The sequence below is a fragment of the Halomonas sp. DP5N14-9 genome, assembly GCF_019802175.1.
Taxonomy (GTDB): domain Bacteria; phylum Pseudomonadota; class Gammaproteobacteria; order Pseudomonadales; family Halomonadaceae; genus Halomonas; species Halomonas litopenaei.
Map to the genome: position 1 here is coordinate 1 of NZ_JAHVHR010000013.1, position 13,387 is coordinate 13,387.

6 protein-coding genes are annotated in these 13,387 nt (G+C 62.7%); 5 read left to right on the forward strand and 1 reads right to left on the reverse strand.

What is annotated here, in order from left to right; translation table 11 throughout:
- Positions 1 to 605: 605 nt before the first annotated feature.
- Positions 606 to 8,039, reverse strand: a complete 7,434-nt coding sequence (locus KUW00_RS08765) for an Ig-like domain-containing protein (protein WP_222568845.1) — start codon at positions 8,037 to 8,039, stop codon at positions 606 to 608.
- A gap of 431 nt (positions 8,040 to 8,470) precedes the next feature.
- On the opposite strand from KUW00_RS08765, the gene truA reads away from it, so the two are divergent.
- The 5 genes from truA (at position 8,471) to accD (ending at position 13,387) form a co-directional block, all read left to right on the forward strand.
- A complete protein-coding gene (gene truA, locus KUW00_RS08770; RefSeq protein ID WP_222568846.1) occupies positions 8,471 to 9,493 on the forward strand; it encodes a tRNA pseudouridine(38-40) synthase TruA in 1,023 nt (340 codons plus the stop codon).
- Complete coding sequence (locus KUW00_RS08775) at positions 9,493 to 10,131, forward strand: phosphoribosylanthranilate isomerase (RefSeq protein WP_222568847.1); 639 nt, start codon at positions 9,493 to 9,495, stop codon at positions 10,129 to 10,131. The genes truA and KUW00_RS08775 overlap by 1 nt, the downstream gene beginning before the upstream one ends.
- Before the next feature lie 81 nt (positions 10,132 to 10,212).
- Positions 10,213 to 11,427 carry a tryptophan synthase subunit beta gene (gene trpB, locus KUW00_RS08780; protein WP_181248630.1) on the forward strand — a complete coding sequence of 405 codons (1,215 nt, stop codon included), beginning with the start codon at positions 10,213 to 10,215 and terminating at the stop codon, positions 11,425 to 11,427.
- A gap of 15 nt (positions 11,428 to 11,442) precedes the next feature.
- Positions 11,443 to 12,246 carry a tryptophan synthase subunit alpha gene (trpA, locus tag KUW00_RS08785; protein ID WP_108133029.1) on the forward strand — a complete coding sequence of 268 codons (804 nt, stop codon included), beginning with the start codon at positions 11,443 to 11,445 and terminating at the stop codon, positions 12,244 to 12,246.
- Between the two features lie 73 nt (positions 12,247 to 12,319).
- A complete protein-coding gene (gene accD, locus KUW00_RS08790) occupies positions 12,320 to 13,387 on the forward strand; it encodes an acetyl-CoA carboxylase, carboxyltransferase subunit beta (protein WP_222516558.1) in 1,068 nt (355 codons plus the stop codon).

A 13,387-nucleotide genomic window follows, 5' to 3' on the forward strand; every position in this document is an offset into this window, starting at 1 on the left:
GCGACTCCGGATGAAGTCTACTTCTCTCCATCACTGACCCAGGCGGCCTGACGCCAATGACCTACTGATCCGAGCTTAGATGACCTGTCAGGTGGTCCGACGAATGGGGTCCACTTCAGGGTGTGACAATGTACTAGAGGAAAAAGCATCGATTTCGTACATCGCGCCTTGTCTTGAAGACCGAAATCCGGAGGCTGCTGGCTACATTCAACGCGGTCATGCCCAGACCCGAGGAGAAATCGATTGCGGCCGTGTCGAAGAAGCGGAGGTTGCTTCAGCTCTGGGGGTGCGAATTGGAGAGCTACGTCTGAATCCTGAAGACCGAGGTTATTCACCTGAATCCGTTCGCCACGATGGAACCGTCGCAGCAGGCTTGCATCCAGTGCACCCATGGTGGCAACCACGAACGCCTCATGCGGAAACGAAAAGCCTGAACCCTGTACAGAACAGGACTCAGGCTTTGAGCGCCGGCTGAACGAGATGGCCAGCCATTGTGGGTCTGGTCATACTTGTCGACGCTATTTTCAGTTCTTTCCAATGCTTGCCATCAGGTTGTTGTCAATGGGTGGGCGGCGGGCCGCCCACCCCGTTTTCCCTCCGTTGCCCTAGTCGACCTTCAACTGGCCATCGTCGAGCAGGTTCTGCAGGAAGGTGTCCCCATCTGCTCCCATCTGAACGCCGATCAGAACGACCACCTGGTCAGCGTTGCCGCCTCCGGCGGCGAGGTTACCCTCGCTGCTGATGGACAGCACGGTGTCGTCTCCGTCCTGGCTGGCCTGCAGGTAGTTTGCGAGGTTGTTCTCGTCGGCACCCTGGAGAAGGTCGGCAAGATCGAGCCGATCGGCATCGGCATCGACGCCAAACTCACCGACGGTGAAGTCGGTCACGGTATCCCGTGCCGGCGTGGCCGCGCTACCGGCATCATCCAGCCCCCAGGCAAAGACATCGGCTCCGGAACCACCGGTCAACTGATCGTTATCGCCACCACCGATCAGCAGATCGCTATCACTACCACCGAGTAGTAGATCGTTTCCGCCGCCGCCGATCAGAATGTCGTCGCCCGCCCCACCGGATAGCTGATCGTCACCACCATCGCTGCGCGATCCGCTGGCCAAGGCATCGACATTGTCCCGGATAAAGGCGGCCGTCTCATCCCTGGTGGGCTCGGCGCCATTCTGCGTGGTCAGGTAGTCGACCAGTCCGACAAAGCCACTTCCGCTCTCTCCTCCGACACCCGCCGGGTTGATCTCGTCGCCAAAAATTACGTCGTCGCCGGCACCGCCGGCCAGAACGTCATCGCCGAGATCCGCCGGCTGATCGAAGGACGAGCCACCGTCCAGCGCCGTTGCAAACTCCTCGGGGGTGCCAATCATGGACACCTCACCGGCTGGCACAAGCTGGTCGTCTGTGTAGCTTTGAAGATCGAGTGAGATATCCTGAACGTACAACGTGAAGAACTCCCCTCTAGCGTTCTCCACCTCGAACTGTAGCCTATAGGTTCCTCCTTCCAGCCCGTTGGCTACAATCTGATTAGTACTATTGTTGATATTGCCCGAGCGAAATCTTAACCCCGTGGCAACGGCATCCCAGCCTCCCTCATCATTTTGCGTCTGCAGCTCCCAGGAGAAGTTGTCGTTTATATTTCCTTCCTGTTCCAGGTCGTTTGCGGTGTCGGTCACGAAGTTAAATGACACGCTATAGAACTGGTTGACACCGGCAGGTTCATTCACGACGAAAGCGTCACTGGTGACGATCGTGCTGCCATCACCCGTGCCATTGTCCCGAATGCGTAGATAGGTGCCGATCGAGCTACTGTCGATGGTCACTCCACCATCAGCCGTCTGCAGCGCCCAACTATCGATGGATGCGAGTCTTCCCGTGTCTCCCGTATTAAAGGTTGCAAGAAATTCCGCATCGCCTACCGATGTACCGGCATCCAGGGGAGTGGGCACCATCTTCAACCCACCACTTGAGGTGTTGTCAAGAACCTTCAATACCTCAAGGTTGGCGTCGTCGCCTACCCCGATCGCCTCTACCCGACTGATAGCGGCCAGCGGATCGTATCCTTCGAGAGAGTTGACAATATCACCTAGGGTGGTGACGTTTCCTTCCCCTGTATCAGTGACGCCAATGTTTCCGTTCGCGTTATGAGATACGGGGTCTCCATCGGACATGAAGTAGGCAACGTTGTTGAAGCCCTCCTGACTGACAGACGTCATCCAATCGTTGGCGACAACAAAGGCTTGCTCATAGTTGGTTCCAGAAATAACCCCTCTGCTATCCAGGTAGGCATTGATGTCGTCCAGATCCGCTACTGACAGATCATTGAACTCGATCGAGTTAGCCACCTTTCCAGCGAACGTCACGATCTGGGCATTGATCGATCCTTCGAAAGAAGCCAGTTCGGTAAGCTGGGCTCGTAGCGCTTCGATGGCCACCTTGAAGCGTGATTGTCCGTTTTCCAGAAACTGCCCCATGCTTGGTGACACGTCCAGAATAAAGGAGACATTGTAGTTCTGCGCAGGTTCGAGCACGGTATGGGTACCGCCGGCATCGCCGAGAATGACGTCGTCACCATTGCCACCGGTGGTGCTGTCATCGCCGCTGCCGCCGACGAGTAGCTGGTCACCATCCGGCAAAGCCAGCGCCAGAGTACCGTCGGCTGTATCGCCGTCGTTATCCGTTACGGCCAGTGGCAATGCCAGTGTCGGTGCATCCTCCGCTTCGGCGTAGACAAAGTCCCCTACAGAAAATGGCCGGGTGCCATCCAAACCGCGATACTCGATCGCTTCAAAAGCCTCGCTGGTCGTAAGCACCAGCTGAGCACCGACGGGAATGCTTCTCACGTTGAGGGTGCCATCGGCATTTTCCTCAATCGTCACCGACGAGGTGATGTCATTGCCGGCACTATCCAGGAAGCGAACATCGCTCCTTGAAAGGTCCAGCACCTGACCGCTGACGGCAACCGGATGTCCGCTCGTGTCGGTGCCATCAGAAGCTGAAGAAATGGCCCTGATCTCGATATCGGCAAAAGTTGCTTCTGTATTGATAAACTGGCGGATATAGGTAATTCCGCGATGGTTATCCCAGCTTGCTTCGGTGTTGGTAAAACGGAGGTTGTCAACGAAATCGAGTCGAACCGACTCGTTGAAGCCCGTCAGGTCATCGTGGCCCGCAGCCAGCTGTGTATCCCCGTCAGTTCGCAGCCAGGACGCATGAGGCCCATTGTAAGTCCAGGCGGATGCCACAACATCGGCTGCTCCCTCGGTTCCCTCAAAGCCGACGAAGCGATGCCCGGATCCGGAACCATTGTCTCCGAACTCAAACACAATGTGTTTGCTGCCGTCACTGATTTGCGTGCTGGTACCGTCAAATGCTCGGATTTCATCATCGAGGACCTCTACCTCGTAGGTAGAACCATCCGCCGCCAAACTCACCTCGAACGCCACGTCACCTCCAGCGGTCTTGGCCTGCAGCGTCTTGCCATCACCGCTCAATTGGTAGGTCAGGCTCTCGCCATTAGACGTGAGCAGCATCCCGCCACTGGCACTCTTAACCTCCGCCCCGTTCAGTCCGGCACCAAATTGCACGGACTTGATGCCATCGGCTCCCGCAATATCGCCAAAGTTGACTGTGCCTGAGGCCAGCAGCCCATCCTGGGCATCGGATGCATGGGGCGTATCGTCATCGACCACCACCGAAAGGAAGCCATTTGCCTGGCTGCCATCGGCATCGGTAATGGTGTAACCAGCGAAGAAACCGAGATCGTTCTCGCCATTGCCCGGGGAGTGCTCGAGCGGCTGGTGCAGCGTCACCTGATAGGTGCCCGAGGCCTGGTCGGTCAGGGTGATGGTGATTACCTGCTCGGTGCCGCCACTACCATCGCTGGCCAAACCGACAATGGTGCTGCCAGCGTTGCCAAGCGTGAACGTTACCGCACGACCATCCGCGGTCTCGAGATCGGATGGCAGGCCGGCAAGGCGCCAGGTGAAGGCACCGTTGGCTGCAGGACCATCGGTGCCAAAGCTGTATCCTAAGGTGCCACTGGCGACGGTGTTCTCTCCTGCCACGTCACCGACGCCACCGGCGATGCCGCCAGGCAGGCCATCTTCGTCAACGACAGCAGTGGGGTTGGTGGTGGTTGGGTCACCATCGCTATCGGGGGTGGTGGGACCAGTGCCGCCATCGGCGACTGCGACATCGAGGCTACCGCCGACCGTGCTGCCGTCGCCGTCGGTGGCGGTATAGTCGATGGTAGCGTTGCCGACGAAGCCGGGATTGGGCGTGAAGGTCAGGCTGCCGTCCGGGTTGACTGCGACGGTACCGACGGTCGCGCCACCCTGAACGGTGGCACCGGTTAGCGCGCCTTGACCATCGGCGCCGAACTGGTCGTTACCGAGCACATCGACGGTGACGGTGCCATCGTTGTCGGTGGTGGCGCTGTCAGCGTTGGCCACCGGCGTGTCGTCATCGACCGTGATATCGATACTACCGGAGGCGCTGTCACCGACGCTGTCGGTGATGGTGTAGCCGACGCTGAAGTTGATGTCGCTCTCGACACCGGGGTGGGAATGATCCAGCGGCTTGGCCAGCACCACCTTGTAGTTGCCGTTGGCAACGTCGGTGAGCTGGACGGAGATGACACGGTTACCCGTGTTGTCAAAGCCGACCAGCGAACGACCATTGCCGCTCAGCGACCAGGTCACCGGGCTGCCGCCGGAGGTCAGGGCGGGGAGGCCAGTGGAGCTCCAGCTAAAGCTGCCGGGGCCGTCGCTGCCAAAATCGTAGCCCAGTGAGCCGGTGGCCGCAGTCCGTTCGCCGGCCACGTCATTGATGCCACCGGCGATGCCGCCAGGCAGGCCGTCTTCGTCGAGTACCGCCTTGGGGGGCGCGGTGTTGGGATTGCCATCGGTTTCCGGCGTGGAGGGGCCGGTGCCGCCGTCGGCGACTGCGACATTGAGGCTGCCGTCGACCGCGCTGCCGTCACCGTCGGTGGCGGTATAGTCGATGGTAGCGTTGCCGACGAAGCCGGGGTTGGGGGTGAAGGTCAGGGTGCCGTCGGGGTTGACGGCGACGCTACCGACGCCCGCGCCGCCTTGGACGGTGGCGTTGGTGATGCCGCCGGGGCCATCGGCGCCGAACTGGTCGTTGCCAAGCACATCGACGGTGACGGAACCGTCATTGTCGGTAGTGGCGATGTCGGCGTTGGCCACCGGCGTGTCGTCATCGACGGTAATGCCGATAGTGCCCGAGGCGCTGTCACCGACGCTGTCGGTGATGGTGTATCCGACGCTGAAGTTGATGTCGCTCTCGACACTGGGGTTGGAATGATCCAGCGGTTTGGCCAGTACCACCTTGTAGATGCCGTTGGCAACGTCGGTGAGCTGGACGGAAATGACACGCTCACCCGCGTTGTTGAAGCCGACCAGCGAACGACCATTGCCGCTCAGCGACCAGATGACCGGGCTGCCGCCGGAGGTCAGGACGGGGAGGCCGGCGGTGTTCCAGCTAAAGCTGCCGGGGCCATCGCTGCCAAAGTCGTAGCCCAGTGAGCCGACCGCCGCGATCCGTTCGCCGGCCACGTCATTGATGCCACCGGCGATGCCGCCAGGCAGGCCGTCTTCGTCGAGTACCGCCTTGGGGGGCGTGGTGTTGGGATTGCCATCGGTTTCCGGCGTGGTGGGGCCAGTGCCGCCGTCGGCGACTGCGACATTGAGGCTGCCGCCGACCGTGCTGCCGTCACCGTCGGTGGCGGTATAGTCGATGGTGGCGTTGCCGACAAAGTTCGGGTTGGGCGTGAAGGTCAGGGTGCCGTCGGGGTTCACCGCGACGGTACCGACGCCCGCGCCGCCCTGGACGGTGGCGTTGGTGATGCCGCCGGGGCCATCGGCGCCGAACTGGTCGTTGCCGAGCACATCGACGGTGACGGAACCGTCGTTGTCGGTGGTAGCGACGTCGGCGTTGGTCACCGGCATGTCGTCATCGACCGTGATATCGATACTGCCGGAGGCGCTGTCACCGACGCCGTCGGTGATGGTGTAGCCGACGCTGAAGTTGATGTCGCTCTCGACGCTGGGGTTGGAATGATCCAGCGGCTTGGCCAGCACCACCTTATAGATGCCGTTGGCAACGTCGGTGAGCTGGACGGAAATGACACGTTCACCCGCGTTGTTGAAGCCGACCAGCGAACGACCATTGCCGCTCAGCGACCAGGTGACCGGGCTGCCACCGGAGGTCAGGACGGGGAGGCCGGTGGTATTCCAGGTAAAGCTGCCGCGGCCGTCGCTGCCAAAGTCGTAGCCCAGCGAGCCGATCGCCGCGAGCCGTTCACCAGCCACGTCATTGATGCCACCGGCGATGCCGCCAGGCAGGCCGTCCTCGTCGAGAACCGCCTTTGGCGGGGTGGTGTCGGGATTGCCATCGGTTTCCGGCGTGGTGGGGCCTGTACCTGTGCCGCCGCCGTCCGCGACCCCGACACTGAGATTGCCGGTAACGGTGCTGCCATCGCCATCGGTGGCGGTGTAGTCAATCGTGGCGTTTCCGGTAAAGTCAGGGTTGGGAACAAAGGTCAGGGTGCCGTCGGGGTTGATGGTGGCGGTACCAACATCCGGGCCGCCCTGGACGGTAACACTGGTGAGCTCGCCGGGGCCATCGGCGCCAAAGTTGTCGTTGTCCAGTACGTCAACCGTGATGGGCCCGCTGTTGTCGCCTGCGGCGGTATCGTCGCCCGGCACTGGCATGTCGTCATCCACGGTAACGCGGAGGATGCCCTGCGCACTGTCGCCGTCGGCGTCGGTGATGGTGTAGCCGACGCTGAAGTTGATGTCGCTCTCGACATCGGCTCGGGGGTGATCCAGCGGCTTGAACAGGTCGACCCGGTAGGTGCCGGCGGCAAGATCGCTCAGTTCAATCGAGAGGACCTGCTGTCCGCTGGCGCTGGTGCCAAGAAGAGAGCGTCCGTCTGCGCTGAGTGCCCAGCTGACCAGGCTTCCCTGGGAGGTCAGTACCGGCAGGCCGGCGGTGCTCCAGGTGAAGCCGCCAGGGCCGTCATCGCCGAAGTTATAGCGCAGCCGGCCGGTGGCGATGGTGCGTTCGCCCGGGTAGTCATTGATGCCACCGGCGATGCCGCCGGGAAGGCCATCTTCATCGACCACCGCCTTGGGCGATACGGGGGCAGAATTGCCATCCGTCTCGGGGGTGGTGGGGCCTATCCCATTGCCGCCGGAAATGACGATGTGGGCACTGGAGCTGAAGCTGTCACCGTCGCCGTCCTTGGTGGTGATGTTGAAGTCGAGTGCGCCACTGGCATCGTTGTCGGCGCTGAAACTCCAGGTGCCGTTGGGGTTGACGGTCAAGATGCCCTTGCCGGTATCGATCGGGGTGCCGAGCGGATACTCGTTGTCGTCGGCCTGGAGGTTGACGACGGTATCGGCGACGCCGTCGGCCCCGCCTTGCTGTGACCAGGTACCGGTGACGGTATCGCCGGCTTCCAGGCTCGAGGGCGCGATAACGGTGGTGGTCGGCGAGTCATCGTCGATATCCACGCCCAGGCGTGCAGTGGCGCTATCACCATCACCATCGGTGATGGTGTAGTAGACCGAAAAGATCAGGTTGTTCTCGATGGTTGCGTCGGGATGATCGATCGGGCCGAGCAGCGAGACGCTGTAGCTGCCTGAGGCAAGATCGGTCAGCCTGACCTGAAGCAGGGTGGTGCCATCGCTGGTGGAGGCGGACAAGGTCCGGCCGCTTGCGGAAACCTGATAGGAAAGGGCCTCGCCGCCAGATGTCAGTGAAGGAAGGCCGGTGGTTTCCCAGCGAAAGGGGTGGGTCGCGGCTGGGCCGTTGGCACCGAAGTTATAGCCCAGGGTGCCGGTTGCCACGGTGTCCTGGCCAGCCGCATCCTGTGGGCCGCCAGGAATGCCATTGGGCAAGCCATCTTCATCCAGCAGCGCCAGGGCGGTGACCTGGGTGGTGCTGTCCTGCGCCAGCAGTGTGGCGGCAGTGGACTGATTCAATGATGAATCGGTGTTGAAGTTCATTGGGTAATTCCTTGCATGGATGCCGTTAGGGAAGGCGGGGCTTGTTAAACGTATGCAAGGAAAAAAGATGGCGACATTGTACTCATGGGCGGGTGCAAGGGATTCAGAGTAGAGGGTGGCTGAATGCCCGAAATGTGGGATGGTTTTTAAAGACCTTTTCGTCTTTTTTTTGCCTAAAAGGGTTTTTCCTTACATTGGATATCGGGCGGTATTTGAGACGATGTCGTGATGCGGGGTTCGCTGCCATGGCTGGGGGGTAAAAATGGTAATGAGCCGGTCCTGGTTTGTACGCGAAAAACGCCAGTTGTGCGCACGGCTGGCTGCCGCGACGCGGATAGGCGATAATGGCCGACTAGCGCCAGCGGTGCAGATTCGGCTGTGGAGCGCGGATCTGGTTGCCTCTATTGATTATCTTGTATTCAGCAGGTCGTATGTCCTTCTTTCACCATCTCGATGAACGTACCCCCCTCAAGGGTCGTCTGGCGCTCAGCGTCGAGTACGACGGTACCCACTATTGCGGTTGGCAGCGGCTCAAGCACGCCCCGTCGGTGCAGGGGGCGGTGGAGAAGGCGCTGGCCAAGGTGGCGGGTGTGCCGATCACGTTGCATTGCAGCGGACGCACCGACTCAGGCGTGCACGCGACCCGCCAGATCGCCCACTTCGACCCGCCGGTGGAGCGTTCCGAGAAGGCCTGGGTGTTCGGCGGCAACGCCAACCTCCCCCGGGATGTGGCGATCCGCTGGATTCGCGAGGTGCCCGACGAATTCCACGCCCGCTTCAAGGCGTTGGGCCGGCGCTATCGCTACGTCATCCTCAACCAGCCGAGCCGCCCGGTGCTGGAGCGTGCCAACGCCACCTGGTGCCGCGACCCGCTGGATGCCGACGCCATGCACGAGGCCGCCCAGGCGCTGGTCGGCGAGCACGATTTCTCGAGTTTTCGTGCCGCCGGCTGTCAGTCGAAGACGCCCTGGCGCCACCTGCACTTTATCGAGGTACACCGCCACGGCCCGCTGGTGGTGGTGGACCTTCAGGCCAACGCCTTCCTGCACCATATGGTGCGCAACATCGTCGGCGCGCTGGTGACGGTGGGACGGGGTGAGCAGGGCACCGACTACATCGCGCGACTGATGGCACTCAAGGATCGCAAGCAGAGCGATGTGACGGCGCCAGGCTGCGGGTTGCACTTCGTCGACACCCTGTACGACCCCGAGTGGCAACTGCCCGCCGAACCACTGGGGCCGAATCTGCTGGCCTTCCTGGGGGAGTGGACGGGTGAGCGCCCGCTGCCGAACTGCCCCATGGTGGAATTTCGCCGCGGACGTCCGATCGCCGAGACGCGCAGGGCGGTACGTGCCGAAGAGCTCGCCGACGGGCTCGGCGACGGGCTCGGCGACGGTTTCGCTGAAGGACCTGCCGGCGCTTCGGCGGCGCACGCCGCGGACAAGGAGTCCTGATGATCGCTTCCGCGCACCGTACCCGCGTCAAGTTCTGCGGCTTTACCCGCGAAGAGGATATCGACGCCGCCGTGGCGTTGGGCGCCGATGCCTTGGGCTTTGTGCTGTGGCCCGGCAGCAAGAGGGCGGTCAGCCTGGAGCGGCTGGCAGAACTCGCGGCGCGGGTGCCGGCCTTCGTCACCCGGGTGGGGCTGTTCGTCGATGCCGACGACGAGACCATCGAAAGGGCACTGCCGTGTCTCGACCTGCTGCAGTTTCACGGTAGCGAGAGCGCCGAGGCCTGTGAGCGCTTTGCGCGCCCTTATATAAAGGCGCTGAGAATGCGCGACGGCCTCGATCTGCACGAGGCCGAACGCACCTACGCCGGCGCCCAGGCACTGCTGCTGGACGCCTATCGCCCAGGCGTGCCCGGCGGCACCGGTGACACTTTCGACTGGTCGCGCATCCCGTCGTCGCTGGCAAAACCTGTTATCCTCGCCGGTGGCCTGTCGGCGGACAACGCCGCCGAGGCGATTGACCGGGTGAGGCCCTTCGCCCTCGACGTCTCCGGGGGCATCGAGAGCGCGCCGGGCGACAAGGATGCAGAGCGCATGCAGGCCTTCATGCGCGCCGTGGGGCAGGGCGACGCCCGCCGCTGACGCGGCAGCAGGCCCCACGCCCGGTAGCGAGCGACCATCACCGACTTTTTATTCAGCCAGTTTATCCGCAAGGAGTCCGACGTGAGCAAGTTCAGTGAACTGACCCAATGGCCTGACGCTCGGGGGCACTATGGGGCCTACGGAGGTCGCTTTGTCTCGGAAACCTTGAGCTTTGCGCTGGACGATCTGAGCCGCACCTACGAAAGCCTCAAGGATGATCCTGACTTTCAGGCCGAATTTGACCACGACCTGGCGCACTACGTCGGTCGGCCGTCGCCGCTCTATCACGCCCGGCGCTGGTCTGCGCAGCTTGGCGGTGCCCAGATCTGGCTGAAGCGCGAGGATCTCAATCACACCGGCGCCCACAAGGTGAACAACACCATCGGCCAGGCGCTGCTGGCCAAGAAGAGTGGCAAGCCCCGGGTGATCGCCGAAACTGGCGCCGGCCAGCATGGCGTGGCGACCGCCACCGTGGCGGCGCGGCTGGGCCTGCGCTGTGACGTCTATATGGGCGAGGCCGATACCGAGCGTCAGAAGCTCAACGTCTATCGCATGCGCCTGCTGGGGGCCAACGTCATTCCGGTGACTTCCGGCACCCGCACGCTCAAGGATGCCATGAACGAGGCGCTGCGCGACTGGGTCACCAACGTCGACGATACCTTCTACATCATCGGTACCGTGGCGGGGCCGCATCCCTACCCGCAACTGGTGCGTGACTTCAACGCGGTGGTCGGCCGCGAAGCGCGTCGCCAGTCGCTCGAGCAGTTCGGCAAACTGCCCGACGCGCTGATCGCCTGCGTCGGCGGTGGCTCCAACGCCATGGGGCTGTTCTATCCCTTCGTCGAAGACGACGGCGTCGAGATGTATGGCGTCGAAGCCGGCGGTGACGGAGTCGAGACCGGCCGTCACGCCGCGCCCCTGGCCTCCGGCGCGCCCCGCGGCGTGCTTCACGGCAACCGCACCTACCTGATGTCCGACGAGGGCGGCCAGGTCAGCGATACCCACTCGATCTCGGCGGGCCTCGACTACCCCGGTGTCGGGCCCGAACACGCGCTGTGGAAGGACGTCGGCCGGGTCAACTATGTGGCCGCCAACGACGACGCCGTGCTCGAGGCCTTCCGTGAGCTGACCCACGTCGAGGGCATCATGCCGGCGCTGGAATCGGCCCACGCCCTGGCCCACGCCAAGGTGCTGGCGCCGACCCTGTCGCCAGACCAGAACATCGTGGTCAACCTGTCCGGGCGTGGCGACAAGGACATCCTCACCGTTGCCAAGATCGACGGAATCGACCTGTAGGAGCTAGAGAATTTCATGTCTCGTATCGATAAACGCTTTCGTTCTCTCGCCGATCAGGGTCGCAAGGCGCTGGTTCCCTACATCACCGGGGGCGACCCCACCCCTGAGGTGACCGTCGACTACATGCACGCGCTGGTAGAGTCCGGCGCCGACATCATCGAGCTCGGGGTCCCCTTCAGCGACCCCATGGCCGATGGCCCGGTCATCCAGAAGGCCTGTGAGCGTGCCTTGAAGCACGGCACCCGCCTGACCGACCTGTTGGCCATGGTGGCCGAATTTCGGCGTCAGGACGACGACACCCCGGTGGTGCTGATGGGCTATCTCAATCCCATCGAGCGCCTGGGTATCGAGCGCTTCGCCCGGGAGGCGAGGGCGGCCGGCGTCGATGGCGTGCTGGTGGTGGACATGCCGCCGGAAGAGGCCGATGAACTGGGGCCCTTGCTGGAAGCCGAGGATTTGGCGCCAATCTTTCTTGTCGCCCCTACCACTTCCCCAGAGCGTGCCGCTACAATATGCGCCCACGCGCATGGCTATCTCTACTATGTGTCGCTCAAGGGAGTGACCGGCTCGGCGAGCCTCAACGCCGACGATGTGGCGGCCCATCTGGCGCCGCTGCGCGAGTTGACCGATCTGCCCCTGTGTGTCGGTTTCGGTATCCGCGACGGCGCTTCCGCCGCGGAAGTGGCAAAGGTTGCCGATGGCGTCATCGTCGGCAGTGCCCTGGTCTCACGTATCGCCGAGCACTGTGACGCTCCCCGCGAGGCCATCGCCGAATTGAAGGCGGTGATGACAGAGATACGCCAGGCCCTGGACGCCTGAGAGGCGATCGGGGAAGAGATTCGACCCTGTCGTCGGCCACCGCCGGCGACCGTAGCAACGGAAGACTTCTGACATGAGCTGGCTAGACAAGATTGTGCCCTCGGTGGGCCGCATTCAGCGCAAGGACCGCCGGGCGAGCGTTCCGGACGGTCTCTGGCGTAAGTGCCCCAAGTGCGAGTCGGTGCTTTACCTGCCCGAACTCGAAAAGCACCACAACGTGTGCCCCAAGTGTGATCACCATCTGCGCCTGACTGCGCGCAAGCGCCTTGACTGGTTCCTCGACAAGGAAGGTCGCGAAGAGATCGCCGCCGACCTCGAGCCGGTGGATCGTCTCAAGTTTCGTGACTCCAAGAAGTACAAGGACCGCCTGGCCGCGGCCCAGAAGGACACCGGCGAGAACGATGCCCTGATCGCCATGCGCGGTTCTCTCGATGGCCTGCCGGTGGTCGCGGTGGCCTTCGAGTTCACCTTCATGGGTGGCTCCATGGGAGCCGTGGTCGGCGAGAAGTTCGTGCGTGCCGCCACTATCGCTCTCGAAGAGGGCCAGCCGTTGGTGTGCTTCTCGGCATCCGGCGGTGCGCGCATGCAGGAAGCGCTGTTCTCGCTGATGCAGATGGCCAAGACCTCCGCCGCGCTTGAGCGCCTCAAGCAGGCCGGCGTGCCCTATATCTCGGTGTTGACCGATCCGGTGTTCGGTGGCGTGTCGGCGTCACTGGCCATGCTCGGCGATCTCAACGTGGCCGAGCCCAACGCCCTGATCGGCTTTGCCGGTCCTCGGGTCATCGAACAGACGGTGCGCGAGAAGCTGCCTGAAGGCTTCCAGCGCAGCGAGTTCCTGCTCGAGCACGGCACCGTCGACATGATCGTCCATCGCCACGAGATGCGTTCGCGGCTGGGTGGGGTGCTGCGCAAGCTGACCCATCAACCTGCAGTAGGTATCGCCGACGACAGTGAGCCCGACCTGGTGGACGCCGCCGAAGCTGCCGAGCGTGACCTGGCGGTGGCCATGGCAGACAGTGAAGGCGCCCAGGCCGAGCACGCGCCGGAGACGGCCGAGCAGCAGACGCAAAGCGATGAAGCCGATGCTGCCCAAGGCGAGGAGCCGAAGGACGGCGAACGCACCCAGGACACACCGCGCTAG